Origin of the sequence: Pseudomonas tumuqii (assembly GCF_013184545.1) — a bacterium.
In the GTDB taxonomy this organism is placed as follows: Bacteria; Pseudomonadota; Gammaproteobacteria; order Pseudomonadales; family Pseudomonadaceae; genus Aquipseudomonas; species Aquipseudomonas tumuqii.
This window is the reverse complement of record NZ_JAAOJA010000022.1, coordinates 1-25,401: the sequence shown is the minus strand read 5'-3', so window position 1 is coordinate 25,401 and position 25,401 is coordinate 1. Positions and strand designations below refer to the sequence as shown.

Sequence of the window (25,401 nt, the reverse complement as noted above, 5' to 3'; positions counted from 1 at the left end):
GACGCGATGCACGGATCATTGGGCGAACGGCGCAGATAAAAAAACCGCTCCGAGGAGCGGTTTCAATAAGGCGGATATTTTTAGCCGCCCAGGTAGGCGTCGCGCACCTTCGGATCGTTGAGCAAGTCATGCCCGCTGCCCTGCATGACGATCCGGCCGTTCTCCAGTACATAGCCGCGGTCGGCCAGCTTGAGCGCCTGGTTGGCGTTCTGCTCGACCAGGAACACGGTCACACCGTCCGCGCGCAGCTGTTCGATGATGCTGAAGATCTGCTGGATGATGATCGGCGCCAGCCCCAGCGACGGCTCGTCGAGCAGCAGCAGCTTGGGCTTGCTCATCAGCGCGCGGCCGATGGCGAGCATCTGCTGTTCGCCGCCGGACATGGTGCCGGCGCGCTGGGTCAGGCGTTCCTGCAGGCGCGGGAACAGCTGCAGAACCTTGTCCAGTTGCTCCTGGAATTCGCCCTTGGCGGTGAAGAAACCGCCCATCACCAGATTTTCCTCCACGGTCAGGCGGGAGAATACCCGGCGGCCTTCCGGGACCACGGCAATGCTCTTGCGCATGATGTCCGGGGTGTTCTGGCCGATCAGCTCTTCGCCCTGGTAGCGGATGCTGCCGCTGCTCGCCTGCGGTGAACCGCACAGGGTCATCAGCAGGGTCGACTTGCCGGCGCCGTTGGCGCCGATCAGGGTGACGATCTCGCCCTGGCGCACCTCGACGCTGACGTCGTGGAGGGCCTGGATCTTGCCGTAGAAGGTGGAAACCTTGTCGAAATACAGCATCAAGCTTCCCCCAGGTAGGCTTTGATCACGTCCGGGTTGGCGCGGATCTGCTCCGGCGTTCCTTCGGCCAGGGGCGTGCCCTGGTTGATCACGTAGATATGGTCGGAAATGCTCATGACCAGCTTCATGTCGTGTTCGATCAACAATACGGTGACGTCATGTTCATCGCGCAGCATGCGGATCAGGGCCTTGAGGTCGTCGGTTTCCCGCGGGTTGAGGCCGGCGGCCGGCTCGTCGAGCATGAGGATGCGCGGTCGCGTCATCATGCAGCGGGCAATCTCCAGGCGGCGCTGCTGGCCGTAGGCGAGGGTGCCAGCCGTGCGGTTGGCGAAGTCGGTCAGGTTGACCTGCTCCAGCCAGTGCGCGGCGTAATCCATGGCTTCGCGTTCGCTCTTGCGAAACGCCGGGGTCTTCAACAGGCCGGCGAAGAAGTTGGTGTTGAGGTGGCGGTGCTGGGCCACCAGCAGGTTTTCCACCACGGTCATTTCCTTGAATAAGCGCACGTTCTGGAAGGTCCGCACCACACCCTTGCGGGCGATCTTGTGGCCTGGCAGGCCCTCGATCTGCTCGCCATCGAGGCGAATATTGCCGCTGGTCGGCTGGTAGAAGCCGGTCAGGCAGTTGAACACCGTGGTCTTGCCGGCACCGTTCGGACCGATCATCGACACCACTTGTTTTTCATTGACGGTCAGCCCCACCCCGTTGACGGCCAACAGGCCACCGAAGCGCATGGACAGGCCGCTTACTTCCAGAATAGGCCGGCTCATTGTTTCAACTCCAGGTGGGGACGCTGCATGGGTAGCAGGCCTTGCGGACGCCAGATCATCATCAGCACCATCAGGGCGCCGAACATCAGCATGCGGTATTCGTTGAACTCCCGCGCCAGTTCCGGCAACAGGATCATCACGATGGCCGCCAGGATGATCCCCAGCTGCGAGCCCATGCCGCCCAGCACGACGATAGCGAGAATGATCGCCGACTCGATGAAGGTGAAGGATTGTGGGCTGACCAGACCTTGGCGCGCGGCGAAGAAGCTGCCGGCGAAACCGGCGAAGCAGGCGCCCAGGGTGAAGGCCGAGAGCTTGATGATGGTGGGGTTCATGCCCAGCGCGCGGCAGACGATCTCGTCCTCGCGCAGGGCTTCCCAGGCGCGGCCGAGCGGCATGCGCAGCAGGCGGTTGATCACGAACAGGGTCAGCAGCACCAGCACCAGGGCGATCAGGTAGAGGAAGATCACCTTGTTGATCGAGGCGTAGGCCACGCCGAAATACTCGTGGAAGGTCTGCATGCCCTCGGCGGCCTTGCGGTCGAAGGACAGGCCGAACAGGGTCGGCTTGGGGATCGAGCCGATGCCGTTGGGGCCGCCGGTCAGCCAGGTCATGTTGTTCAGCAGGATGCGGATGATCTCGCCGAAACCCAGGGTGACGATGGCCAGGTAGTCGCCGCGCAGGCGCAGCACCGGGAAGCCCAGGATAAAGCCGAAGAACGCGGACATCAGACCGGCGATCGGCAGGCAGATCCAGAAGCTCAGGCCGAAGTAGTGCGCCAGCAGCGCGTAGCTGTAAGCGCCGACGGCGTAGAAGGCCACGTAACCGAGGTCGAGCAAGCCGGCCAGACCGACCACGATGTTCAGGCCGAGGCCGAGCATCACGTAGATCAGGATCAAGGTGGCGATGTCCACCGCGCCGCGGCTGCCAAAGAACGGCCAGGCCAGGGCCACGATGATCAGTCCGATGATCACCCAGCGCTGGGTCGAGGGCAGGGTGAGGAAGTTGCTGGCCTGACTCGGCATACTCGGCAACTTCGGTGCATGGCCCCAGGCGGCGCTTAGTTGGGTGCGGAACAATTGCCAGAAGAACATGGCAATTGAGCAGCCGAGTATGGTCCAGAGCGCGGCCGGGCTGGCGCCTTGCACTTCCAGTTTGATGCCCACGGTGGAGAGCTTCAGGCCCATTACCGGATAGGCCACGGCCAGTACCAGCAGGGCGCTGAAGATGGCTGTCTTGAAGTTATTCTTGATCGAGGTGCTCATACTTTCTCAACCTCCGGACGACCCAGGATGCCGGTCGGGCGGAACAGCAGCACCAGCACCAGCAGGCTGAAAGCCACCACGTCCTTGTACTGATCGCCAAAGATGTCGGCGCCGAAGGCTTCGGCCACGCCGAGCACCAGGCCGCCCAATACTGCGCCGGGGATGCTGCCGATGCCGCCCAGTACCGCTGCGGTGAAGGCCTTGATCCCGGCAAGGAAGCCCAGGTGCGGGTTGATCACACCGTACTGCATGCCCAGCAGCACCGCGGCCACGGCCGCCAGGGCGGCGCCGATGACGAAGGTCAGGCTAATGATGTTGTTGGTGTTGATGCCCAGCAGGTTGGCCATCTTCAGGTCTTCGGCGCTGGCCCGGCAGGCCCGGCCGAGGCGCGAACGGGAGATGAACAGGGTCAGGCCGACCATCGCCAGGAAGGTAACGACGAAGATCAGCACCTGCATATAGGAAATGACCACGCCGTTCATGGCGCTTTCACCGAACACGAAGTTGCCCGGTAGCGGGTTGGGGATGGCTTTGTCCTTGGAGTCCTGGGACAGCAACACGAGGTTCTGCAGGAAGATCGACATGCCGATCGCCGAGATCAGCGGGATCAAGCGGTTGCCGCCGCGCAGAGGGCGATAGGCGACCCGTTCGATGCTGTAACCGTAGGCGCTGGCGACGATGATGCTGGCGGCGAAGCCCGCGATCATCATCAGGGGCAAGCTGTCCAGGCCGAACATGGCCAGGCCGGCGATAACTATGAAGACTACATACGAGCCAATCATGTAAACCTCGCCATGGGCGAAGTTGATCATGCCGATGATGCCGTAGACCATGGTGTAGCCAATGGCAATCAGGGCATAGGTACTGCCAACGGTCAGACCGTTAACCAGCTGTTGCAGGTAGTGATACAGATCAGGCATTGCCTAACTCCTGGGTCGTCACGCACGTCAGCGCTTGTGGCGCAGGGTGAGACCGGAATTCTTCTAATAAACAAAACCCACTGCGGTTGCAGTGGGCTTTGGGTTCAGGCGGGAAGCCGCTTTATCAGTTGAGCGGCGCTTCGGTCTTGGTGCCGTCCTGGTGCCATTCGTAGACCACGAAGCTGAAGTCCTTCAGGTCGCCCTTTTCGTCGAAGCTGAGGACGCCGGTTGGCGTGTCGAAGCTGTTGGCACGCAGGGCTGCGGCCACCTTGTCGGTGTCGGTACTGCCGGCTTTTTCGATGCCTTCGGCGATTACCTGCACGGCCGCATAGGCCGGGAATACGAACGGGCCGCTGGAGTCTTCGTTCTTGGCTTTGAACGCCTCGACCAGCGCCTGGTTGCGTGGATCCTGGTCGAACGACTTCGGCAGGGTCACCAGCAGGCCTTCGGAAGCCGGGCCGGCGATGGCCGAGATTTCCTTGTTACCCACACCTTCCGGGCCCATGAACTTGGCGCTCAGGCCTTTTTCAGCCGACTGACGCAGCAGCAGGCCCAGTTCCGGGTGGTAGCCGCCGTAGTAGACGAAATCCACACCGGCTTGCTTGAGCTTGGCGATCATCGCGGAGAAATCCTTGTCGCCGGCGTTGATGCCTTCGAACAGGGCGACCTTGGTGCCTTTGGCTTCCAGGGTCTGCTTGACCGCGGTGGCGATGCCTTCGCCGTACTGTTGCTTGTCATGGATGACAGCTACAGCTTTTGGCTTGACGTGGTCGGCAATGAAGTTGCCGGCGGTCGGGCCTTGCAGGCTGTCCAGGCCGATGGTGCGGAACACCAGTTCGTAACCGCGAGCGGTGATGTCCGGGCTGGTGGACGCCGGGCTGATCATCAGGATGCCTTCGTCTTCATAGATGTCGGACGCCGGCTGAGTGGAGCTGGAGCAGAGGTGGCCGATCACGAATTTCACTTCGTCGTTAACGATCTTGTTGGCCACGGCCACGGCTTGTTTCGGATCGCAGGCATCGTCGTAGACCACGCCTTCGAGCATGGCGCCGTTGACGCCACCAGCCTTGTTGATCTGCTCGATGGCCATCTTGGCGCCGATGAATTGCATCTCGCCATATTGTGCGACTGCGCCCGTTACCGGACCTGCCATGCCGATCTTGATGGTGTCAGCCGCTAGCGAGTAGCTGGCAACGCCGGCCATGGCCATGGCGGCAAACAGTTTGGATATCTGCTTAGTAGCCTTGTTCATAGTGCTCCACTCTTATTGATTTTCGTTGTGTAGTTCTGGCAGCCAAAGTTGCATAACCGGATGGTTTCATCCGCTTATACCCCCGGCAACTTTACCGCTGCAGTGTAGAGCGCCGCTTTGCGGCTTGAAAGCCGGCCGCTGACGGCAAAGCATGCGGATGTCGCTTAATTGCAATAAACGTATAGAAAAACGGCGTGATTTGCCTGCGTCCGACAGCTTCCGGCGGACTTGCCTGGTGCTTGCTCGGCGCTATCATGTTGCCCGAGCAAAACTCGGACTACTTCTGCGGACAAACCATGACTGAACAACCTAGCACCCTCTATGCCAAGCTGCTTGGAGAAACTGCGCCAATCACCTGGCAAGAATTACAACCTTTCTTCGCCCGCGGCGCGTTGCTGTGGGTGCAGGGCGAGCAAGATCTGGTTGCAGTGGCGCAAGCCGTGGCCGAAAACGATCAGGGCAAAGTGGCTACCTGGCTGCAGGCCGAAGTGCTGAGCAAGGTCGATGAGGTGTGTGCGCAGGACTTGTTGGCGCGCGATCCCAAGCTCTGGGCTGTGGTGGTGGCACCCTGGGTGCTGGTGCAGGAGCGCGCCGGGGAAACGAGACCAATCTGATCCGGCAAACCGCTGGCCGCTTTTTTAACCGGACTAGCGGTGCTGAGCTATGCTCGAAAGGGACTTTATAGTGGGAGTGTCGTTATGTTCGAACCCGGCCATCTTCACATCACCAGTCCCGGCATAGCCGATCAACTCGCGTTCAGCGTCGATCTCTATTACGAGGTGCGCAGGGATCCCGCCGAAGGGCCGATGCTGCACATGCGCATGGTTGGCGATCTGGCAGGCAAGACCTTCGAGGAGCAATTTGAACTGCACCGCGATACCGCCTTTAATTTTGCCAGCGTTGCTACCCGTATTGCGCGTAAGCACGGTTTCCCGACCAACTCCAGCTTAGTCATGCGTAACCATCAGGAATACGACGAGATGTTCGCCGATATTCGGGCCAAATTGGGGGTCAATATTGGCGATCCGATCGACCTCGATCACCTGGAGAAGGATGGGCTGTAAGCCTGTCGATTGCGCCGATCAGTACACACTCCGTCCTTAGTTCGCCATTCCAGTGCTGCTAGTCCACGGCCAGCGCCAGCGCGCCGGATGCTGCGCGACCCTACGCGCTGACCCAGCGTTGACGCGCCCAGCCGCTGAAGGCGTCGACCGCCAGCACCAGGATCAGCATCGCCAGGATCACCGTCGCCGCCTGGGCTTCCTGGAACAGGCTGAGGCTGACGTAGAGCATCTGTCCCAGGCCGCCGGCACCGACAAAGCCGAGCACGCTGGCCATGCGGATATTGTTTTCCCAGCGGTACAACGAATAGGCGATCAGCTGCGGCCAGACCGCCGGCAGGGTGCCGTAGCAGAACGCCGCCACATGCCCGCCACCGCTCAGGCGAATCGCCTCGGCCGGTTCGTTCGGGGTGTTCTCCAGGGCCTCGGCGAACAGGCGACCGAGCACTCCGGTGGTGTGCAGGGCCAGGGCCAGGGTGCCGGCATTCGGTCCGAGGCCGGCGGCCAGCACCACCAGGGCCGCCCACACCAGTTCCGGGATCGCGCGCAGGGCATTCAGGAGAAAGCGTGAGCCACTCAGGGCCAGCCAGCCAAAGCGCCCGGACGCCGGCAAGGCCAGGAGCAGGCCGAGCAGGGCGGCCAGCAGGGTGCCGATGGCCGACATGGCCAGGGTCTCCAGCGCGCCATGGCCGATGGCCCGCACGTGCGGCGGCGAAAAATCCGGGCTGAAGAAGCTGCTGGCGTAGCGGCCCATTTGCCTCAGGCTGTCGCCACTGACCAGGGCGCCCAGGTCGATGCCCAGGAAACTGAAGGACGCAAGCACCGCCGCCAGCAAGGCCAGCAGCAGGGCATAGTTGCCCAGGCGCTTGTCCGCAGGCGGCTTCATAGCAGCCTCGCGCGCAGCAGGCGGCTGAGTTGGTCGGCGAGCAGCACCAGCAACAGGAAGGTCAGCAGCATGCTGGCCACCTCGCCGCCGGCGAACATGCGCATCGACAGGTCGATCTGCTGGCCCAGGCCGCCTGCGCCGACGAAGCCCATCACCACCGAGGCGCGGATGGCGCATTCCCAGCGGTACACCGTATAGGAGAGCATTTCTGCGCCAGCATTGGGCAGTACCCCGTAGGCAAAGGCGGCCAGGCGTGGGCTGCCGGCAACCAGCAGGGCGCGGCTCGGACGCGGATCGACCGACTCGAAGATCTCCGCATAGACCTTGCCGAGCATGCCGCTGTAGGTGATGGCGATGGCCAGCACCCCGGCCGTCGGGCCGAGACCCACGGCGCGCACGAACAGCAGCGCCCAGACGATTTCCGGCACGCTACGCAGGACGATCAGCAGGCCGCGCACCGGCCAGCGCAGTGCCTGTGCCCACCAGGCCGGGCGTCCGCCACGGTGGACGGCGGAGAGTGACAGCGCACGGCTGGCCAGCAGGCCGCCGGGAATGGCGATCAGCAGGGCCAGGGCCATGCCGGCGGTGGCGATGGCCAGGGTTTCCAGGGTGGCGCGAGCGAGCAACCGGAGGAACTCGCGATCATGCGCCAGCGGCCAGAAGTCGACGAGAAAGCGGCCCATATTGGTCGCGTTGCGCTCATCGAACAGCACCACCAGGTTCAGCTCGCTGAGCGTCAGGCCCGGCCACAACAGCAGCACCGCCAGCAGGGTCAGGACCAGGCGCGGCAAGGCTGCCGGGTCGCGCAGTACGGGGTTCAGCATCGCGGGATCTGCACGCTCACAGGTGCCGGCGCCGCCGAGGTGGGCACGGCTGGCAATTGTTCGTTGGCATACAGCGCATCCAGTGCGTTGGCGCCGATTGCCTCGGGCGGCAGGTCGAAGATGATGCGCCCCTCGCGCACGCCAATGATCCGCGGGAAATGCGCCAGGGCCAACTCCACCGCATGCAGGCTGGCCAGTAGGGTCATGCCGCGCCGGCTGACTTCCTCATTGAGTACGCTCAGGGTATGGCCGGCGAGCACCGGATCCATGGCCGACACGGGTTCGTCGGCAAGGATCAGTTCCGGCGCCTGATAGAGCACCCGGGCGATGCCGACCCGTTGCAACTGGCCACCGGACAGCTGGTCGCAGCGCTCGAACAGCTTGTCCGCCAGGTCCAGGCGACTGAGGGCCGCCTGGGCGCCGGGGATATCCAGCGGGTGCAGCAGGCTGAGCAGGCTCTTGCCCAGCGACCACTGGCCGAGCTTGCCGGCTAGTACCGCGGTGACCACGCGCTGGCGCGGCGGCAAGGGCGGCGCCTGATGGATCAGGCCGATCCGCGCACGCAATTTCTGCCGCTGGCGCGCGCCGAGCTGCCAAGGCTGCTGGCCGAGCAGGTGGATCTGTCCGCTGCTGGGTTGCAGGTTGCTGGCGAGCAGGCGCAGCAGGCTGGTTTTGCCCGCGCCCGATGGGCCGATGATGGCCACCCGCTCGCCGATCTTGACCTGTAGATCGACCTCGCTGAGCGCCACCTGACCGTTGGCGTGGGTCAGGCCCACGCCGCTGAGGCTGACACTCACTTCAACAGGCCGGCCGCTTGGGCTGCTTCCTCGATACCCTGGTAATTTTCTGCCTTGGTCGGGATAAAGCGGCTGGCGGCTTGCAGGTCGAGGATCGCCTTGTGTTCCGGGTTGGCCGGGTCGAGGGCGAGGAACGCCGCCTGGATCTTGTCGCGCACGACCGGGTCGAGGGTGCCGCGCACTGTCCAGTTGTAATCGAAGTAGGGCGGGGTGGTGGCGATTACCTTGACCTTGTCGGTGTCGACCTTGCCGGCGGCGACCAGTTTGTCCCACACCGAGGCGTTGAGTACGCCGCCGTCGGCCTTGCCCGCCTGGACCCAGGCCGCGGTGGCGTCATGTGCACCGGAGTAGGCGATGCGGCTGAAGAACTGTTCCGGCTCGATCCCGTCCTGCAGCATGAAGTAGCGTGGCATCAGGCTGCCGGAGGTGGACGACACCGAGCCGAAGGCGAAGGTCTTGCCTTTCAGGTCTTGCAGCGATTGCACGGCCGGATCGGCGCTGATGATCTTGCTGGTGAATTTTGCATCTTCGGCGCGTTGCACCAACGGAATGGCAGCGTGCGCAGCATCGCCGGTTTTCAGCCGCGCCTGGACGAAGGTGAAGCCGCCCAGCCAGGCCAGGTCGATACGATCGGCGGCGAGGGCTTCGACCACGGCGGCATAGTCGGATACCGGGACGAACTCGACCTGCATGTCCAGTTGCTGTTCGAGGTAGGCGCCAAGCGGCTTGAACTTGCGCAGCAGCTCGGTGGGGGCTTCATCGGGGATGGCCGAGACGCGCAATACATCGGCGGCTTGGGCGAATACGGCGGAAAAACACAAGGCAAGGCCGGCGGCCAGCGCAAAGGGACGCTTCAACATGGGGGTTCTCCGGTTCAATAGCGGGGAAAGCCGGCGAAGTATAAAGGGAATCACGCGCTTGTGGTTGGGCGGGCGAAGCCCTCTGTTCGGATTGCCGCGGCGGTGTCTGCCTTACACCCCGGTGGGTTACGCGGCGTGCCCGGTTCGTGCCCGGTTCGCTGCAGACGTTTCGCGCCGCTAGCCCGTCCCACCCTACGTTAAGATATCCATCACCTTTGAGCTGGAGTCGCATTATGTCGGCATCGATGACCACCTCCCTTCCGGCCCTGGCTTTCGCCGGCATCGGCCTGATGGGCCTGCCCATGACCCGGCGCCTGCTGGCCGCGGGCTATCCCCTGAGCGTGTGGAACCGTTCGCCGGACAAGTGCCTGCCGTTGCTCGAGCTGGGGGCGCAGCGTGCGCAAACCCCGGCCGAGTTGTGCACCGATGCCGGCATCGTGATGCTCTGCCTGGCCAATACCGAGGTGGTGCGTGAGGTGGTGTTCGGCTCCGGCGGTATCGTCGAGGGCGCCCGCCCCGGGCAACTGCTGGTGGATTTCTCCAGTCTGGAACCGGCGGCGACCCGCGCGATGGCCGCCGAACTGGAGCAGCGCTGTGGCATGCGCTGGGTCGATGCGCCTGTGTCCGGCGGCACGCCAGGCGCCGAGGCCGGCAGCCTGGCAATCATGGCCGGCGGGCGCGAGGAGGATGTCGAACGGGCGCGACCGATCCTCGCCCACCTGGGTCAGCGCCTGACCCGCATGGGCGATGTCGGTGCCGGTCAGGTGACCAAGTTGTGCAACCAGATGATCGTCGCCTGCAACACGCTGGTGATTGCCGAGGTGGTGGCCCTGGCGGAGCGGGCCGGGGTCGATGCCAGCCTGCTCGCGCCGGCCTTGGCCGGTGGTTTTGCCGATTCCAAACAGCTGCAGATCCTCGCCCCGCAAATGGCCAGCAGCCAGTTCGAACCGATCAAATGGCATGTGCGCACCTTGCTCAAGGATCTCGACAGCGCGGTCAAACTGTCCCGCGAGATCGGTTCGGCCACACCACTCAGCGGCCTGGCGGCACAGTTGATGCGCCTGCACGGCAGCCAGGGCAATCTGCAGCGCGACCCGGCCACGCTGGTGCAACTGTATCGGGAGGGCGAGGCATGAAAATCGCCGCCAACCTGTCGCTGTTGTTCACTGAGCTGCCGTTGCGCGAGCGGGTGGTGGCGGCCGCCGCAGCGGGCTTCGATGGGGTGGAGATCCAGTTTCCCTACGAGCTGGCGGCGATTCGCCTGAAGGAGGCACTGGAGGCCGCGGGTATGCCGCTGGTGCTGATCAATCTGCCGGCTGGCGACCTGCTCGACGGCGGCGCCGGTCTGGCGGCGGTGCCGGCGCGCCAGGCCGAGTTCGATGCGGCACTGCAGGAGGCGCTGACCTATGCGGCGATGGTGCGTCCGGCCTGCGTCAATGTGCTGCCCGGGCGCCTGGCCGAGGGGGTAAGCCGAGAACGGGCGTTGGCGACCCTGGCCGCCAATCTGCACAAGAGCGCCGAGGCTTTTCGGGTGCTGGGGATCCGCGTGCTGGTGGAGGCGATCAACCCGCTGGACATGCCGGGCTTTTTGATCAACACCCCGGAACAGCTCGATGAGTTGTTGCGCAGGGTCGGGCACCCCAATCTGGCGGCCCAGTACGACCTCTATCACATGGCGCGCCAAGGCGTGGACCTGCTGGCAGGCATCGCGTTATTGGTCGGGCGCATCGGCCATGTGCAGTTCGCCGATTGCCCCGGGCGCGGGGCGCCGGGAACCGGTCAGCTCGAGTTTGCTCCAGCCCTGGCGGCGCTCGAACGCAGCGGCTATCGGGGCTGGCTGGGCGCCGAGTACCTGCCGGGCGAGGCGGGTACGCAGGCGGGGCTGGGCTGGCTGGCCAGCTGGCGCAACGCCGGCTAGCCCGTTACACCAGGGGCAGGATGGCGCAGGGAGAAAAGCGTTCGACCCGGTTGCGCCCCAACTTCTTGGCGCGATAGAGCATCAGGTCGGCGCAGTGCACCAGCTCGCCCAGGCCTTGTCCGGGCTGCCACTGCGCCACGCCGAAGCTGCCGGTAACGCCGATGGTGCCGGTCAGCGGTTCGGCGGCGAGCAGGCCGCGGAGCTTTTCCGCGATCAGGCAGGCCTGGTCGAGGTCGGTGTGCGGCATGAGGATGATGAATTCCTCGCCGCCCCAGCGGCACAGGCTGTCGGAGTCGCGCAGGTGGCTCTTGATCCGGTGCGCCACGCCAGTGAGGACGCAGTCGCCGACGTCGTGACCATACTGGTCGTTGACCGACTTGAAGCGGTCGATATCGAGAAATACCAGGGCCAGGGGGAAATCATAGCGCTCGGCCCGCTTGATTTCGTTGTGCGCCAACTCCTCGATCTTCAGGCGCGACCATTGTCCGGTCAGGCGATCGGTATTGGCCAGGCGCTCCAGTTGCAGGTTGCTGCTGCGCAGTTCCTGCTCGGCCTGTTGCCGGCGCTTGACCTCCAGGCGCAGCTTGCGAGTCAGGCGGGCAAAGCGCAACGCCACGGCGCCCAGCAGCAGCAGGGCTAGCAAAGCCCCGCCAAGCACCTGGTAAAGCAGGCTGTGATCGGTTGCAACCTTGCGCTTGTAGATGAAACCGTCCAGTTCGATCGGTCCATCGGCCATACCCAGATCCAGGTAGCTTTGCGCAATGGCGTGCCAGCGCCCCGGGTTCATGTGCCCCAGTTGCACCAGCTCCGGCATGATCAGCTTGTGCAATTCTTCGGCTTCGAAACGCAGATGTTCCAGGCTCTTGTCGGGGGCATAGCGTTGATGGATCAGCTGTACGCTTTCCTCGATGTGTTCCAGGGCGTATTGCCAGCCCTTGAGGCTGGCCTGGATGAAGGCCTCGACCTGTGCGGGACGCTGTTGCAGCAGGACTTCGCTAGTGGTCAGCACGTCACTGTAGAAGTTGACCCCGTATTCGCGCGGCTTGATCAACCGGTAGGGCAGCTGCTGTTGTTGCAGCCAGAACAGCTCGTTGGAAATGTAACCGTTGTAGGCGTCGGTGTTGCCGTCGATCAGATCTTGCGGGTCGAAGCTGGTCTGTTGCAGCTGCAGGCGGTCTTGATCGACGCCTTCACGGGCCAGGGTGACAAGCAGTTCGGCGTTTTCCGGTGCCGGCATCAGCATTACCCGCTTGCCTGCCAGGTCGTGGGGCGTGTAGATGTCCGAGTCGGCGCGCACTATCCACACGATTGGCGAACTCTGCATGATCGCCGCCAGCGCCACCACCGGCCGGCCCTGCAAGCGCGCGATGACCAGGCCGCTGTTGGCAATGGCAAAATCGGCATTCCCTTCGAGCAGGAGGTCTATCGGCTTCGGCGTGCCGGGCCCGCCTGGGCGGATTTCCACCTCCAGCCCGGCCTGCGCATAGAAGCCTTTTTCCTGGGCCATGTAGTAGCCGGCGAACTGGAACTGATGCAGCCAGCGCAGTTGCAGGCGGATTTTTTCTGCGGCCATGGTCTCGGCCAGGCACAGCAACTGCACCAGCAACAGGCCGAGGCCTAAGCGTAGCGAAGTGTTGCCCCGCTTGCCGGGTGGTGTGTGAACGGGTAGGGGCATGGCGACCTGCCGTTGACTCAGCGTCTATACAGCCTTGTACAACCATCGACAGGGTATGCGGTCACGACAACGGCCCTAGCAGTCGTAGACCACGCTCGCGTCGATTATCGGTGTCGCCGATCATGGGTGAAGGATATGGCGATCTGGCATCAGTATAGTGAGTCTGTGCATAAGGCAAGTGCATGGCCGCGGACCGGCATGCTCGGCGGCAGGTTCTTGCTGACCAGCGGCTCTGCTCGGCAGCAGAGCCTTCGGTTGCGATGTGCCAAGCATCGCAGCCGAAGGGTGTGTTAGCCGGCTACCGGGCGGGGCGGCTGCGACAGGGGAAGCCTGGCCTGCGTGACTGGCAAACGGGCTGGCTGCTGTATGGACTGGCCAAAGGCATGTCGCCACAAGGGGTGCAGCTCGGCCTGTTCCCAGAGCAGCGCGTGCAGGCGGCTGAGCACCACGGGATCACTCAACAAGGCCAGTTTGCTGGGGCCGTCGAGCTTTTTCGGGCCGTTTTTCAGCGCATGTTGCAACAAGCGCTGGCGGGCCGTTTCGAGGCGTGACGAATCGCCATGACGAGCGGTTGCCATGGCGCACGCCAGGGCGTTGGGGAACGGCTGCAGGACTGCGGCGATAAATCCCTGGTGCAGGGCATGCTCGCGGTTGTGCCTGGCGTAGGCATAGGTGGACACCAGTTCCTGGGGCGGATTCGACTCTTCGGGGATCAGGAACAGCTGGTTGCGTCGGGCACTCAGGCCCAGGCTCAGGCGGCTGGAAATCACCGAAACCGGGATCGACACCATCAGCGACACCACGATCGGCGCCAGCCACCAGAGGAACACCGGGTCGAGCCAGGCGACCCCGGCAGTCCAGAAGATACCCAGCAGGGTTTGCCAGCCGTGCCGACGTACGCCGTCGCCCCAGGTGGTTATGCCATCGTCACGTTGGGGTGAGTTCCATTGCACCGACCAGCCGAGAAAGGCAGCGGTGACGAAGCGGGTGTGGAACAGCATTCTGACCGGCGCCAGCAGTACCGAGAAGAGCATTTCCAGGAGCATGCTGAGGCTGACCTTGAACGCGCCGCCATAGGCGTGCGCACCCTTGACCCAGATCAGCAGGACGCTGAGCAGTTTGGGCAGGAACAGCAAGGTCAGGGTGGTGGAGAACAGGGCAATGGCTTGATCTGGATTCCAGTGCGGCCAGATCGGGAACAACTGGCCGGGCACCAGGAAATACTGGGGCTCCAGCAGGGTGTGGGTCGCCAGCAACGCGGTGGAGAGCAGCAGGAAGAGGAACCACAGCGGTGCCGACAGGTAGGACATCACCCCGGTGAGGAACACCGCACGGTGCACCGGGTGCATGCCCTTGACCAGGAACAGGCGGAAATTCATCAGGTTGCCATGGCACCAGCGGCGATCGCGTTCCAGCTCGTCGATCAGGTTGGGCGGCAGTTCCTCATAGCTGCCGGGTACATCGTAGGCGATCCAGACACCCCAACCGGCGCGCCGCATCAGTGACGCTTCGACGAAGTCGTGGGACATGATCGCGCCAGCGAATGCGCCCTTGCCCGGCAGCGGCGCCAGGGCGCAGTGGTCGATGAAAGGCTGTACGCGGATGATCGCGTTGTGCCCCCAGTAGTGCGATTCGCCGAGTTGCCAGAAGTGCAGGCCGGCGGTGAACAGCGGGCCGTAGGCGCGGGTGGCGAATTGTTGCAGGCGTGCATACAGGGTATTCATGCCGGCGGACTTCGGTGCGGTCTGGATAATCCCGGCCTGGGGATTGTTTTCCATCAGGCGCACCAGGCAGGTCAGGCTTTCGCCGCTCATGACGCTGTCGGCATCGAGGACCACCATGTAGCGGTAGTTGCTGCCCCAGCGGCGGCAAAAATCGTCGATATTGCCGCTTTTGCGTTTGACCCGGCGGCGCCGGCGCCGGTAGAAGATCCGGCCGAAGCCTTTGCAGGCCTGGCACAGTTCCAGCCAGGCGCTCTGCTCGGCGGCGGCGATGTCGGCGTCGCCGGTATCGCTGAGCACGAAGAAATCGAAGCGATCGAGATCGCCGGTGGCGGCCACCGACTCATAGGTTGCGCGCAACCCGGCGAAGACCCGCGGCACGTCCTCGTTGCAGATCGGCATGATGATCGCGGTCCGCGCTTCGGCAGGGATCGGCTGATCACCCGCGTGCGCGCCGGAAATCCCGTACCGGTCATAGCCGCGCAGCAGCTCCCAGAAGCCCATCAGGGCGGTCCAGAAACCGGCGGAAACCCAGCAGAACAGGATGGAGAACAGCACCAGGATGCTGCCCTGCACCAGGTAAGGCAGAACCTGGATGAAACTCTGCTGCAGGCTCTGCTGCATGATTTCCTGCAGGTCGATCAGGATCCAGCCCTGATAGGGCAGGATGCTGTTCATGTACCAGGTCGCCACTGCGGTTTGTCCGAGCATCAACAGCAGCAGGACCAGCCGGCGGTGCGAGCCAACCTGGCGCCAGGGGGCGGGTTCCAGCTGCTGCCGCGGCGGCGGCGGCGGGCTTTTCCTGCCGAGCAGTTTGCGCCAGGCACGTACCAGGATATTGGTGCGCCAGGCCTCGGGGGTCACATGGCTGCGGTGCAGGGGCGGGGTAGCCTCGATGCGCGGCCGGCCAGCGGCATCTTCGCCGAGGACACCGATGTCAGCCAGGTTGGTTCCGGCGCCAAGTTGCAGGCGGCGTGTCGCGGACTGGCAGACGGCTTCGGCCGTGCTCGGCGCCGGCTGGCCGGACAGACGCCGGTGCAGGTCGGCGAAGCTCTCGGCCTGGGCCAGCGCCTCTCGCTCTGCGTCAGGCAGTGACAATTCTGCCAGGTAGGCGTCCAGCTCTGGCTGGTGCAGGGGGGCGGCGCTCTGCTCGTTCATCGACTGATAGCCGTGTGGGCGGGTAATTGATAACTCCAGGTTTCACTCAGCGGCTGGTCGCCATTGATCAGCGCCGCGCGCATCTCCACCGGCTGCTCGGGGTTTTTGACCTTGATCCGCAAGGTCAGGCGCCAGCCACGGGTGGCGGGGTTATAACGCAGGTTGTTCTCCATCAGCTTAGCATTGTCGCCGACGCTGACTTGCGAACTCGGTGCGGCATCTTTCGCCAACTTGGTCAGTGCGGGGCCTTCGAAGTCGATCAGCATGGCGATACTGTCGTCCAGTTGGCGGATCAGGTTGGCCTGCTTGTCTTCACCCGGCGCGCGCAGGGTCTGGGCGACCCAGGCGTTGTCCGGCTGATGCAGCGCTGGTTCGTCACGGGTCCAGTGCATGCGGTAGGCAAATTCCAGGGGTTGGCCTTTTTCGGGCAGTTTATCCGGCGCCCAGAATGCCACTATGTTGTCGTTGGTCTCGTCCTGGGTGGGGATTTCCACCAGCTTTATCCGGCCTTTGCCCCAGTCACCCCTGGGTTCGATCCAGGCGCTAGGGCGCAGGTCGTAACGGTCGTCGAGGTCTTCGTAGCGGGAGAACTCCCGACCGCGTTGCAGCAAGCCGAAGCCTCTCGGGTTTTCCACCTGCCAGCTGCTGACGGCCAGGTGTTTTGGATTGTTCAGCGGTCGCCAGAGCCACTCGCCATTGCCGGCATGGATCGCCAGGCCGTTGGAGTCATGCAGGGCCGGCCGGAAACTGTGCTGCCTGGGGGGCTGTTTCGGGTCGAACAGGAACATGCTGGTCAGCGATGCCAGACCAAGTTCGTCGACTGCGTCGCGCAGGTACACGCGGGCTTGTACATCCACCAGTGCATCCTTGCCCGGGCGCAGGATGAAACGGTAGGCGCCGGTCGCGCGCGGTGAGTCGAGCAGGGCGAAAATCACCAGGTGCTTGTCCTGCGGCCTCGGCCGTTCGATCCAGAACTCGCGGAAATAGGGAAACTCCTCGCCACTGGGCAGTGCGGTGTCGATGTTCAGGCCGCGCGCCGACAAACCGTACACCTGTCCTTTGCCGATCACTCGGAAGTAGCTGGCACCGAGCATGCTCATGATCTCGTCTTGCTTGCCCTTCTGGTTGATCGGGTACATCACCCGAAAACCGGCATAGCCGAGATTCTTGGTCGCTTGCTGGTCGAGTTTCAGGTCACCGAAATTAAAGCGTTCGGGGTCGTACTTGATTTCCTTGACCGTGGTGCTGGTGATCTCGTTGATCTTCACCGGTGTATTGAAGTGCATGCCCTGGTGATAAAAGCTCAGTTTGAACGGCGTATCGCGCTCGCTCCACTCGAACGCTTCAGGACGCGGTTGGATTTTCTGATAATCGGCGAAGGCCATCTCGCTGAATTGGGCAGGCAGATTGCTGGCCGGTGCACTGTAGCCTTTTTCGCCGAGAGCCTTGGCCTTGGCAGCCACGTCATCCAGCGAGAACGCCTGTACTTGAGCGGCGCAGAGCAGCAAGGCGATAGAGGCCAAATGGAGGAGGGGGGAGAGGATGCCGTGAGGGGAAGAAAGTTTGACGATTTTCAATGACACGGATTCACCAGACGAAGCAAGAAAGATAGAGCGGCCCAGTTGAACCGGGTACTGATTTTCCGACCATGTTATCCGTAAATGATTCCTCTTTGCTGGGGGATCTTTACTGGACAGATATCGGCAGGCGCCTGAGTAGCCACCTGCGTGCCGGGACTACTGCATTTTCTTGCGCCCAGACGCACAAAGCAATCGTCAACAGCAGAAACAGTGGGTAGAACCACAGTGACAGCGCTTGCTCACCGGCTTGCTGGGCACAGCTGGTCCAGCGCTCGAAACACTGTGCTGAGGCAACGCCGAGGAGCTTTTCCGAGCGGGAAAACATAATGAAAATCGGCACGTGCAGGACAAACAGCGGGAGCGATGCGGCACCCAGACGCTGTGACCAGTGGATCAGGCGCTCGCTGTCTGGCGTGGCTATCAGGGCACACAGATAGACCAGGGCCAGTTGCGCGGGCAGCAGCAAGCCGTTGTGCAGCAGGAAGTACCAGTACTGTTCACCTTTCAGCAGCCAGATCGCTGCGCCGAAGCACAGCAGGCTGAAGCCGCCAAGCAGCAGCTTGGCCCTCAGCTGTGGCTGGTAGCCGTTGTCGCGCAGCTGGCGGAACAGCCCGTACAACAGAATGCCAGCGAGAAACTCTGGCAGGCGCAGCAGGGGCATGCGGTGCAGTATGCCGGTGTAGGGCATGCCGTATTCCTGGCTCTGGATCACCCAGAGCGGTGGCAGCAGGTAGATCAGGGTGATGGCGACCAACCACCAGCCCTTGTGGCGTGTGCGCATCAGCCGCGGTGCCAGCAGGGGAAAGGTCAGGTAGAAGAAAAACAACGTGGAAATCGACCATAGCGGCGCATTGAACGTCAGGTAATAAGGATTCCAGGCTTGCAGCATGAGCAATTGCAAGCCGGAGTTGAGCAGCAGTTCGCCATTGCTCATGAAGTGCTCAAGAGTCTCCCGGGATGCGCCGGCCATGTCTGCGTTGGTGTCATAAATCACGAAGCGGATGCTGGCCTTGCTGTCATCGGGAGGGATACCGAGGCTGCTGATGATGAACAGCACGCCGATCGTCAGCAGCAGAGAAAACAGGTGCAGCGGATAGAGGTTGGCGAAACGCCTGCTCCAGAAGCTGCGGGCTGGTTCGCGCAATTGCCCTTGGCGGCAGTACACATGAGCCAGCAGGAAGCCGGACAGCACGAAGAAGCTGCTGGTGGCAAAGAATCCGACCCCGGTCAGATCCGCCAGCCAGGACGGTTTTTGTTCATCCGGATAGCTATGCAGGGTGTGGAAAACCACCACATAGATGCCAAGCAGAAAGCGTAACCACTCCAGGCCGATGAAATGTTCCTTGTCGATGCGAGCCACTCTGATCTCCTGTGATTGAACTGTCCCCATCCCCCGGGGAGGGATCGCCATGGGTGGCCTGGACGGCGCCGGCACTCCCTTGGATGGAGCACAAGAGGGGCGCGCACAGGTGCGCGCGGCCAAACCTGAACACGTTCGACAGGTTTAATCGGCTTTTGATCGGTGGGTTGCTGGTGCCGGGGACTTCGATCTGTGCGATTCACTGACATCAACACTACAAATAGTCACAGACAGCGCGGATCGCAGGCTCTAGATTCGATTGCCTGGCGGTCACTGCCAAGTACGTTCGTGCCCCCGTGGTGTATCGCGGCCATAACAATAATCAGAGATGGATTCCATGCAGCAGTCTCAACAAGCGGCGAACGCCTGGCGCATTCTGTTCCTGCTATTTCTCGCCAACCTGTTCAACTTCTTCGACCGCACCATTCCGGCCATCATCATCGAGCCGATTCGCCTGGAATGGAGCCTCAGCGACTTTCAGCTGGGTTTGATCGGCACCGCCTTCACCATCGTCTATGCCATCGCCGGCGTGCCGCTGGGGCGCATGTCCGACACCGGCGCGCGGCGCAAGATCATGGGCTGGGGTTTGGTGGTATGGAGCGGCTTGACCGCGGTCAACGGCCTGGCCTGGAACTTCTGGAGCTTCCTGCTGATACGCATGGGCGTCGGCATCGGCGAAGCCAGCTATGCGCCGGCGGCCAACTCGCTGATCGGCGATCTGTTTCCGCCGCACAAACGCGCCCGGGCCATGGGCATCTTCATGCTCGGCCTACCCCTGGGCCTGCTGCTGGCGTTCTTCACCATCGGCGCCATGGTCGAGGCCTTCGACAGCTGGCGCGCGCCGTTCTTCATCGCCGCCGTGCCGGGGATGATCCTCGCGCTGTTCATGTTCTTCATCAAGGAGCCCAAGCGCGGTGCGGCGGAAGCCGTGCAGGTGGCGAGCAGCGCGGTGGACAAGCCGCTGCGCAAGGTGCTGGCGATCCGCACCTTCTGGTGGCTGGTGCTCGCCGGCCTGGCCTTCAACTTCGCCACCTACGCCTGCAACTCCTTCATGGTGCCGATGCTGCAGCGTTATTTCCTCCTGCCGCTGGGGCAGGCGGCAGTGGCCACCGGGGTGATCGTCGGCGTGACCGGCCTGTTTGGCCTGACGCTGGGTGGCTGGATGGCCGATCGTATTCATCAGCATTCGGCCACCGGACGCCTGTTGTTCGCTGCCGTGAGCATGCTGATCGCCGCCGCAGCCACCGCCTATGCGTTATTGGCCGGGCGCATCGAGGTCGGCGTGTTCGTTGCGGTCTTCAGCGTCGGCTGGCTGTTCGCCTACAACTTCTACACCTGCGTCTACACGGCGCTGCAGGATGTGGTCGAGCCGCGCCTGCGTGCCACGGCCATGGCGCTGTTCTTCGCCGGTCTGTACCTGCTCGGCGGCGGCCTCGGCCCCATTGCGGTGGGCCTGCTGTCCGATCATTTCTCCCAGGCGGCGATGCTCGCCGCTGGCGCCAGCGAGATGAGCGAAACCTTCAAGGCGGTGGGGCTGCATGATGCGATGCTGCTGATCCCGGTGGCGCTGTTTCTCACCATGCTGGCGCTGCTGCAGGCCTCGCGCTGTTTTGTCGCCGACTCTGCGCGCATGCGCAGCGGCATGGCCGAGGCGGTGCCGGCGTAATGCGGGAGGGGCCGGGCGGCGCTCCGCTTTAGCCGCGACAAGCCAGAGGCGCGTCGGATCGCGGCTGATGCCCCTCCCACAGCCCGTCACCCTGAACTGACAAGGCCCGCAATTGCGGGCCTTGTCAGTTCAGGGGCTGGCCTCAGCCGGCGACCAGTACCCTGATCGCTTCCAGGCGCAGCGCGGCTTTGTCGAGCAGGGCCAGGCCCTGCTCGCGCTGCTGGCGCAGGGCGGTGAGTTCGCTGTCGCGCACGCTCGGGTTGACCGCTTGCAGGGCCGTCAGGCGCGCCAGTTCCTCTTCGGTGTCGGCGGCCAGGCGGCGCTTGGCCTCCGCTACCCGCTCCAGGTGGCGCGGCGCGACCTTGTCTTCGCCGGCATTGATCAACGGGTTGAGGGTATCGCGCTGGGCCTGGACGAACTTGTTGGCGCTGGCGCGCGGCACGCTTTCCAGTTGGTCGTTCAAGGTCTCGAACGCCACCTTGTGGGCCAGGTCGTTGCCGCTGCTGTCGAGCAGGCAGCGCAGCGCCGCCGGCGGCAGGTAGCGCCCCAGTTGCAGGGCGCGCGGAGCCACCACTTCGCTGACATACAGCAGTTCGAGCAGTACGGTGCCGGGTTTCAGGGCCTTGTTCTTGATCAGCGCCACCCCGGTGTTGCCCATCGAGCCGGTACGCACCAGGTCCATGCCGCCTTGCACCATCGGGTGTTCCCAGGTGAGGAACTGCATGTCCTCGCGGGCCAGGGCCAGGTCGCGGTCGTAGGTGATGGTCACGCCCTCGTCGTCGCCGAGCGGGAAGCTGGCATCCAGCATCTTCTCGCTGGGGCGCAGGATCAGGGCGTTGTCCGAATGGTCCTCGCTGTCGATGCCGAAGGCGTCGAACAACTGCTCCATATAGATAGGCAGGGCGAACTGGTCGTCCTGTTCGAGGATGGCCTCGACCAGCGCCTCGCCCTCACCGGCACCGCCGGAATTGAGCTCGAGCAGACGGTCGCGGCCGGCGTGCAGTTCGCCTTCCAGCCGCTCGCGTTCGCCACGGGCCTCATCCACCAGGCTCTGCCATTCGCCGTCGTCGCCGCTTTCCAGCAGCGGCAGCAGGCGCGTGCCGAACTGGTGCTGCAGGGCGTTGCCGGTCGGGCAGGTGGCGAGGAAGGCATTCAGCGCCTGGTGATACCACTGGAACAGGCGTTCCTGCGGGCTGTTCTCCAAGTAGGGCACATGCAACTGGATGCGGTGCTTCTGGCCGATCCGGTCGAGGCGGCCGATGCGCTGCTCGAGCAGGTCCGGGTGGCTCGGCAGATCGAACAGCACCAGGTGGTGGGCGAACTGGAAGTTGCGGCCTTCACTGCCGATCTCCGAGCAGATCAGCACCTGGGCGCCGAATTCCTCGTCGGCAAAGTAGGCGGCGGCGCGGTCGCGTTCGAGGATGTTCATGCCTTCGTGGAACACGGTGGCGGCGATGCCCTTGCGCACGCGCAGGGCGTCTTCCAGGTCCATGGCGGTTTCGGCGTGGGCGCAGATCACCAGCACCTTGACCCGCTTGAGCATCTTCAGGGTGTCGATCAGCCATTCGACGCGCGGATCGAAACGCCACCAGCGCTGTTCCTCGTCGACGTCGGCCTGGGCCTGGTAGCTGACTTCCGGGTACAGGTCCGGGTGCTCGCCGACCGGCAGCTCCAGGTACAGGTCCGGGCTGGGCAGCGGGTAGGCATGCAGTTCGCGTTCGGGGAAACCCTGCACCGCGGCGCGGGTGTTGCGAAACAGCAGGCGGCCGGTACCGTGGCGGTCGAGCAACTCGCGCACCAGGCGCGCCGCGGCTTCGCTATCGCCATCGCTGACGGCGCCGAGCAGGGCCTCGCCCTCGGCACCGAGGAAATCATGGATGGTCTTATGCGCGGCGGGCGACAAACGGCCCTGATCGAGCAGTTCCTGCACCGCCTCGGCGACCGGCTTGTAGTTGGCGCTCTCGGCGCGGAAGGCGGCGAGATCATGGAAACGATGCGGGTCGAGCAGGCGCAGGCGGGCGAAGTGGCTGTCCTGGCCGAGCTGTTCCGGGGTGGCGGTGAGCAGCAGCACGCCGGGAATCACTTCGGCAAGCTGATCGACCAGGCTGTATTCCACGCTGGCGTGCTCCGGGTGCCAGACCAGGTGATGGGCCTCGTCGACCACCAGCAGGTCCCAGTCGGCGGCAAACAGCGCGTCCTGGGCTCGCTCGTCTTCGCACAACCATTCCAGGGCGACCAGCGCCAACTGGCAATCCTCGAAGGGATTGCTGGCATCGCTCTCGATAAAACGTTCGGCGTCGAACAGCGCCACATCCAGGTTGAAGCGCCGGCGCATTTCCACCAGCCACTGGTGCTGGAGGTTTTCCGGCACCAGGATCAGCACGCGACTGGCGCGCCCGGAGAGCAACTGGCGATGGATCACCAGGCCGGCTTCGATGGTCTTGCCCAGGCCCACTTCGTCGGCCAGCAATACCCGCGGGGCGATGCGGTCGGCGACTTCGCGGGCGATGTGCAACTGATGCGCGATCGGTTGTGCACGCACACCGCCCAGGCCCCAGAGCGAGGACTGCAACTGCTTGCTGGTGAACTCCAGGGTGCGGTAGCGCAGGGCGAACCAGGCCAGCGGGTCGATCTGGCCGGCGAACAGGCGGTCGCTGGCCAGACGGAACTGAATGAAGTTGGACAGCTGGGTTTCCGGCAGGGTGACGCTCTGGCTCTGTCCGTTGAGGCCGTGGTAAACCAGCAGGCCGTCGACGTCATCGACTTCCTGGACGGTCAGCTTCCAGCCTTCGAAGTGGGTGATCTCGTCGCCCGGGGAGAAACGCACGCGGGTCAGCGGTGCATTGTTCGCAGCATACTGGCGGGTTTCGCCAGTGGCCGGGTAGAGCACGGTGAGCATCCGGCCGTCCTGTATGAGGATGGTGCCCAAGCCCAACTCCGCTTCGCTGTCACTGATCCAGCGTTGCCCCGGTTCATACTGCGCCATGCCTGTCTCCTGCGTGAAAAAGCCGACTATGGTAACGGAACGCCAAGCCAAGGCCAAAGACGCAATGCTGCTTAACTGGTACTTATTAGCTGTTACTTGAGTCGAAAGTGTAGCGAGGCCGTGCTCAAGTCGGCGTCCGGGTGGCCGACAGCCTGACCAAAGGAGGACTGAATAAAGTGCTACCGCCAATTCCGCACGGCATGGCGCCGGTCACCGTCCAGCAGGACGTGATCAAGCCCAGGCCCGATATCCCGCCGGTTACGCCGGCCGCCGCCAGCGCCAAGGAAAGTGGCGTGAGCCTGGATAAGCGCCACCCCCAGGAGGCGGCCGAGTTGTTGCGCGAGGAGCAGCGCCGGCGCCAGCGGCGTGGCTACAGCGCCGAGGAACTGGCCGAAGGCGACGTGGCCGAGGCCGATGAGGCGGTAATCGACGAACTCCCCCGGCAAGGTCTGTGGGTGGATGTGGAAGTCTGAGCGGCGCACACTATGCGCTGGATAACCAAGCCCGATTGCCCGTGAGCCTATTCCCCGATACCGATGTGCAACTGGCCGACGCCGAGCTGGACTTCAAGCCGCACTGGCTGGAGCAGGCCACGGCGGATCGCTGGCTTGCGCAGCTGCTCGAGCAGACGCCCTGGCAGCAGCCGCAGGTGCGGCTTTACGGTCGCCAGCACCCGGTGCCGCGGCTGGTCGCCTGGTATGGCGATGCCGCGGCCAGCTACCGCTATTCCGGCCTGACCCATCAACCGCTGCCCTGGACGCCCCTGCTCGCGGAGATTCGCGCCCGGCTGGTGGCGGCGGTCGGGCAGCCGCTCAACGGCGTATTGCTCAACTATTACCGCGACGGCCAGGACTCCATGGGCTGGCACAGCGACGACGAGGCCGAGCTGGGTGCCAATCCGCTGATCGCTTCGCTCAACCTGGGCGCGACCCGGCGTTTCGATTTACGGCGCAAGGGGCACAGCCGCATCGAGCACTCCCTGGCGCTCAATCACGGTTCGCTGCTGGTCATGGGCGGGCCAACCCAGCATTATTGGCAGCATCAAGTGGCGAAGACGCGCAGCCCATGCGCGCCACGCCTGAATCTGACGTTTCGTTTAATCCGGTCGCCATCATGAGCAACGACGACAAGCTGATCGACTTCAGCGCCGAGCGCGGCAAGCGCATCCACGACCTGCATGACAAGAAGCTCGACGAGATGCGTCAGGCATTCGAGCAGGCGCTGCCCCTGCCCAAGGGCAAGAAGAGCAGCAAGAGCAAGCCGAAAAAGCGCTAGCCAGGCCTGACTCAGCGGTTGTGAGCCTGTCGAGCGCCGTCGCGAGGGCGCAGCGACAGCCGGCCAGCTTTTGTGCCGTGCCGATAAACCATGGTGCACTGCCGCCGGAGACGGTCGCAGCAGGTGCGCGTTGTTTTACCCGCTTTTCGCGCAGTCCATAAAGGCGATGTCGCCTTGTGCCACGCCTGTCCATTCGCCCCGTTCGGGGCCTATTCGTTGATCTGGATCAGTATCCGCTGCCATGCGCAGCGGGCCTCTGCGCCCCCTTGACTTGGATCAATGAACCGCCCCGCAGCCCTGATAACTTGCAGCCATCCCCAACAGCCCAAGAGGGCTACCGCAGGAGGCAATCATGTTTATCGATGTTGTAGTTCTCGCCGGAGTCGGCACCGTCGGTTTGATGGTCGCATTCTTCGTAGGTGTTGGTTATTTCATCTGGAAAGACTCACACAAGCGCAAGGCGCCCTGAGTCTTTCCAGAACCACGGGCACGCAAGGCAATTTGGGCGACTTCGGTCGCCCTTTTTTTATGTGCGCCCAGCATGGGCGCAATCTTGTGGGTGAAAGTCCCGCCGTAAGCTGACCACAGCGAACGAAGTGAAGCGCAACTGCATGAGGGCGACCGAGTGTGGGGAGGAAGCGTGGATCG

Annotated in this window: 23 protein-coding genes; 9 read left to right on the top strand and 14 right to left on the bottom strand. The window is 63.5% G+C overall.

Annotation, left to right across the window (positions count from 1 at the left end; translation table 11 throughout):
- Window positions 1-80: 80 nt before the first annotated feature.
- The 5 genes from G9C89_RS23325 to G9C89_RS23305 form a co-directional block, all read right to left on the bottom strand.
- Entirely contained in the window at window positions 81-782 is a 702-nt protein-coding gene (locus tag G9C89_RS23325) for an ABC transporter ATP-binding protein (RefSeq protein WP_172152803.1), read from the bottom strand.
- A complete protein-coding gene (livG, locus tag G9C89_RS23320) occupies window positions 782-1,549 on the bottom strand; it encodes a high-affinity branched-chain amino acid ABC transporter ATP-binding protein LivG (RefSeq protein ID WP_172152801.1) in 768 nt (255 codons plus the stop codon). Before livG ends, G9C89_RS23325 begins: the two co-directional genes overlap by 1 nt.
- On the bottom strand, window positions 1,546-2,814 hold the full coding sequence (locus tag G9C89_RS23315; RefSeq protein ID WP_172152799.1) for a high-affinity branched-chain amino acid ABC transporter permease LivM: 1,269 nt from the start codon (window positions 2,812-2,814) through the stop codon (window positions 1,546-1,548). The genes livG and G9C89_RS23315 overlap by 4 nt, the downstream gene beginning before the upstream one ends.
- Window positions 2,811-3,734 carry a high-affinity branched-chain amino acid ABC transporter permease LivH gene (gene livH, locus G9C89_RS23310; protein WP_172152797.1) on the bottom strand — a complete coding sequence of 308 codons (924 nt, stop codon included), beginning with the start codon at window positions 3,732-3,734 and terminating at the stop codon, window positions 2,811-2,813. Before livH ends, G9C89_RS23315 begins: the two co-directional genes overlap by 4 nt.
- Window positions 3,735-3,858: 124 nt before the next feature.
- A complete protein-coding gene (locus G9C89_RS23305) occupies window positions 3,859-4,986 on the bottom strand; it encodes a branched-chain amino acid ABC transporter substrate-binding protein (RefSeq protein WP_172152795.1) in 1,128 nt (375 codons plus the stop codon).
- Window positions 4,987-5,282: 296 nt separating this feature from the next.
- Between G9C89_RS23305 and G9C89_RS23300 the strand changes: the two genes are divergently transcribed.
- Window positions 5,283-5,600, top strand: a complete 318-nt coding sequence (locus G9C89_RS23300; protein WP_172152793.1) for a DUF2288 domain-containing protein — start codon at window positions 5,283-5,285, stop codon at window positions 5,598-5,600.
- 84 nt (window positions 5,601-5,684) lie between these two features.
- A complete protein-coding gene (locus tag G9C89_RS23295) occupies window positions 5,685-6,050 on the top strand; it encodes a DUF5064 family protein (protein WP_172152791.1) in 366 nt (121 codons plus the stop codon).
- A 100-nt stretch (window positions 6,051-6,150) separates the two neighbouring features.
- On the opposite strand, the gene phnE is transcribed toward G9C89_RS23295, so the two are convergent.
- Genes phnE through G9C89_RS23275 form a run of 4 tightly spaced genes read right to left on the bottom strand, consistent with a single transcriptional unit; the run spans window position 6,151 to window position 9,414 of the window.
- Window positions 6,151-6,933 carry a phosphonate ABC transporter, permease protein PhnE gene (phnE, locus tag G9C89_RS23290; RefSeq protein ID WP_172152789.1) on the bottom strand — a complete coding sequence of 261 codons (783 nt, stop codon included), beginning with the start codon at window positions 6,931-6,933 and terminating at the stop codon, window positions 6,151-6,153.
- Window positions 6,930-7,757 carry a PhnE/PtxC family ABC transporter permease gene (locus G9C89_RS23285; RefSeq protein ID WP_172152787.1) on the bottom strand — a complete coding sequence of 276 codons (828 nt, stop codon included), beginning with the start codon at window positions 7,755-7,757 and terminating at the stop codon, window positions 6,930-6,932. The genes phnE and G9C89_RS23285 overlap by 4 nt, the downstream gene beginning before the upstream one ends.
- On the bottom strand, window positions 7,751-8,554 hold the full coding sequence (locus tag G9C89_RS23280) for a phosphonate ABC transporter ATP-binding protein (protein WP_172152785.1): 804 nt from the start codon (window positions 8,552-8,554) through the stop codon (window positions 7,751-7,753). The genes G9C89_RS23285 and G9C89_RS23280 overlap by 7 nt, the downstream gene beginning before the upstream one ends.
- On the bottom strand, window positions 8,551-9,414 hold the full coding sequence (locus G9C89_RS23275; protein ID WP_172152783.1) for a putative selenate ABC transporter substrate-binding protein: 864 nt from the start codon (window positions 9,412-9,414) through the stop codon (window positions 8,551-8,553). The genes G9C89_RS23280 and G9C89_RS23275 overlap by 4 nt, the downstream gene beginning before the upstream one ends.
- A gap of 245 nt (window positions 9,415-9,659) precedes the next feature.
- On the opposite strand from G9C89_RS23275, the gene G9C89_RS23270 reads away from it, so the two are divergent.
- Entirely contained in the window at window positions 9,660-10,550 is an 891-nt protein-coding gene (locus G9C89_RS23270; protein ID WP_172152843.1) for an NAD(P)-dependent oxidoreductase, read from the top strand.
- Window positions 10,547-11,332, top strand: coding sequence for a hydroxypyruvate isomerase family protein (locus G9C89_RS23265; RefSeq protein WP_172152781.1), 786 nt, complete (start codon window positions 10,547-10,549; stop codon window positions 11,330-11,332). The genes G9C89_RS23270 and G9C89_RS23265 overlap by 4 nt, the downstream gene beginning before the upstream one ends.
- Before the next feature lie 4 nt (window positions 11,333-11,336).
- Here the strand turns inward: G9C89_RS23265 and G9C89_RS23260 are convergent, their stop codons facing one another.
- From G9C89_RS23260 to G9C89_RS23245, 4 genes are all read right to left on the bottom strand, one after another.
- Window positions 11,337-13,007, bottom strand: a complete 1,671-nt coding sequence (locus G9C89_RS23260) for a GGDEF domain-containing protein (RefSeq protein WP_172152779.1) — start codon at window positions 13,005-13,007, stop codon at window positions 11,337-11,339.
- A 290-nt stretch (window positions 13,008-13,297) separates the two neighbouring features.
- Window positions 13,298-15,886, bottom strand: a complete 2,589-nt coding sequence (gene mdoH / locus G9C89_RS23255; RefSeq protein ID WP_172152777.1) for a glucans biosynthesis glucosyltransferase MdoH — start codon at window positions 15,884-15,886, stop codon at window positions 13,298-13,300.
- The gene (locus tag G9C89_RS23250; RefSeq protein WP_390623862.1) at window positions 15,883-17,430 is read right to left on the bottom strand and encodes a glucan biosynthesis protein G; all 1,548 of its coding nucleotides are present in this window, start codon (window positions 17,428-17,430) and stop codon (window positions 15,883-15,885) included. Before G9C89_RS23250 ends, mdoH begins: the two co-directional genes overlap by 4 nt.
- A 142-nt stretch (window positions 17,431-17,572) precedes the next feature.
- On the bottom strand, window positions 17,573-18,826 hold the full coding sequence (locus tag G9C89_RS23245) for an acyltransferase family protein (RefSeq protein ID WP_172152775.1): 1,254 nt from the start codon (window positions 18,824-18,826) through the stop codon (window positions 17,573-17,575).
- 337 nt (window positions 18,827-19,163) lie between these two features.
- On the opposite strand from G9C89_RS23245, the gene G9C89_RS23240 reads away from it, so the two are divergent.
- Entirely contained in the window at window positions 19,164-20,492 is a 1,329-nt protein-coding gene (locus G9C89_RS23240; protein WP_172152773.1) for a spinster family MFS transporter, read from the top strand.
- A gap of 142 nt (window positions 20,493-20,634) precedes the next feature.
- Here G9C89_RS23240 and rapA read toward each other — a convergent pair whose 3' ends face one another.
- Window positions 20,635-23,478, bottom strand: a complete 2,844-nt coding sequence (gene rapA, locus G9C89_RS23235) for an RNA polymerase-associated protein RapA (protein ID WP_172152771.1) — start codon at window positions 23,476-23,478, stop codon at window positions 20,635-20,637.
- Window positions 23,479-23,654: 176 nt separating this feature from the next.
- On the opposite strand from rapA, the gene G9C89_RS23230 reads away from it, so the two are divergent.
- From G9C89_RS23230 to ccoM, 4 genes are all read left to right on the top strand, one after another.
- Complete coding sequence (locus G9C89_RS23230) at window positions 23,655-23,951, top strand: aspartate-semialdehyde dehydrogenase (protein ID WP_172152769.1); 297 nt, start codon at window positions 23,655-23,657, stop codon at window positions 23,949-23,951.
- Window positions 23,952-23,992: 41 nt separating this feature from the next.
- A complete protein-coding gene (locus G9C89_RS23225; RefSeq protein ID WP_172152767.1) occupies window positions 23,993-24,595 on the top strand; it encodes an alpha-ketoglutarate-dependent dioxygenase AlkB family protein in 603 nt (200 codons plus the stop codon).
- The gene (locus G9C89_RS23220) at window positions 24,592-24,753 is read left to right on the top strand and encodes a hypothetical protein (protein WP_172152765.1); all 162 of its coding nucleotides are present in this window, start codon (window positions 24,592-24,594) and stop codon (window positions 24,751-24,753) included. The genes G9C89_RS23225 and G9C89_RS23220 overlap by 4 nt, the downstream gene beginning before the upstream one ends.
- A 352-nt stretch (window positions 24,754-25,105) precedes the next feature.
- Window positions 25,106-25,222, top strand: coding sequence for a cytochrome c oxidase subunit CcoM (gene ccoM / locus G9C89_RS25430; protein WP_315852844.1), 117 nt, complete (start codon window positions 25,106-25,108; stop codon window positions 25,220-25,222).
- The last annotated feature ends 179 nt before the right edge of the window (window positions 25,223-25,401 follow it).

Excerpts from the sequence above, each read along its gene's own strand:
- G9C89_RS23305 (WP_172152795.1), bottom strand. The coding sequence starts at position 4,986 with ATGAACAAGGCTACTAAGCAGATATCCAAACTGTTTGCCGCCATGGCC.
- livH (WP_172152797.1), bottom strand. The coding sequence starts at position 3,734 with ATGCCTGATCTGTATCACTACCTGCAACAGCTGGTTAACGGTCTGACC.
- G9C89_RS23220 (WP_172152765.1), top strand. The coding sequence starts at position 24,592 with ATGAGCAACGACGACAAGCTGATCGACTTCAGCGCCGAGCGCGGCAAG.
- rapA (WP_172152771.1), bottom strand. The coding sequence starts at position 23,478 with ATGGCGCAGTATGAACCGGGGCAACGCTGGATCAGTGACAGCGAAGCG.
- G9C89_RS23240 (WP_172152773.1), top strand. The coding sequence starts at position 19,164 with ATGCAGCAGTCTCAACAAGCGGCGAACGCCTGGCGCATTCTGTTCCTG.
- G9C89_RS23285 (WP_172152787.1), bottom strand. The coding sequence starts at position 7,757 with ATGCTGAACCCCGTACTGCGCGACCCGGCAGCCTTGCCGCGCCTGGTC.
- G9C89_RS23300 (WP_172152793.1), top strand. The coding sequence starts at position 5,283 with ATGACTGAACAACCTAGCACCCTCTATGCCAAGCTGCTTGGAGAAACT.
- G9C89_RS23315 (WP_172152799.1), bottom strand. The coding sequence starts at position 2,814 with ATGAGCACCTCGATCAAGAATAACTTCAAGACAGCCATCTTCAGCGCC.
- G9C89_RS23275 (WP_172152783.1), bottom strand. The coding sequence starts at position 9,414 with ATGTTGAAGCGTCCCTTTGCGCTGGCCGCCGGCCTTGCCTTGTGTTTT.
- G9C89_RS23265 (WP_172152781.1), top strand. The coding sequence starts at position 10,547 with ATGAAAATCGCCGCCAACCTGTCGCTGTTGTTCACTGAGCTGCCGTTG.
- phnE (WP_172152789.1), bottom strand. The coding sequence starts at position 6,933 with ATGAAGCCGCCTGCGGACAAGCGCCTGGGCAACTATGCCCTGCTGCTG.
- G9C89_RS23295 (WP_172152791.1), top strand. The coding sequence starts at position 5,685 with ATGTTCGAACCCGGCCATCTTCACATCACCAGTCCCGGCATAGCCGAT.
- G9C89_RS23260 (WP_172152779.1), bottom strand. The coding sequence starts at position 13,007 with ATGCCCCTACCCGTTCACACACCACCCGGCAAGCGGGGCAACACTTCG.
- G9C89_RS23325 (WP_172152803.1), bottom strand. The coding sequence starts at position 782 with ATGCTGTATTTCGACAAGGTTTCCACCTTCTACGGCAAGATCCAGGCC.
- G9C89_RS23270 (WP_172152843.1), top strand. The coding sequence starts at position 9,660 with ATGACCACCTCCCTTCCGGCCCTGGCTTTCGCCGGCATCGGCCTGATG.
- livG (WP_172152801.1), bottom strand. The coding sequence starts at position 1,549 with ATGAGCCGGCCTATTCTGGAAGTAAGCGGCCTGTCCATGCGCTTCGGT.
- ccoM (WP_315852844.1), top strand. The coding sequence starts at position 25,106 with ATGTTTATCGATGTTGTAGTTCTCGCCGGAGTCGGCACCGTCGGTTTG.
- mdoH (WP_172152777.1), bottom strand. The coding sequence starts at position 15,886 with ATGAACGAGCAGAGCGCCGCCCCCCTGCACCAGCCAGAGCTGGACGCC.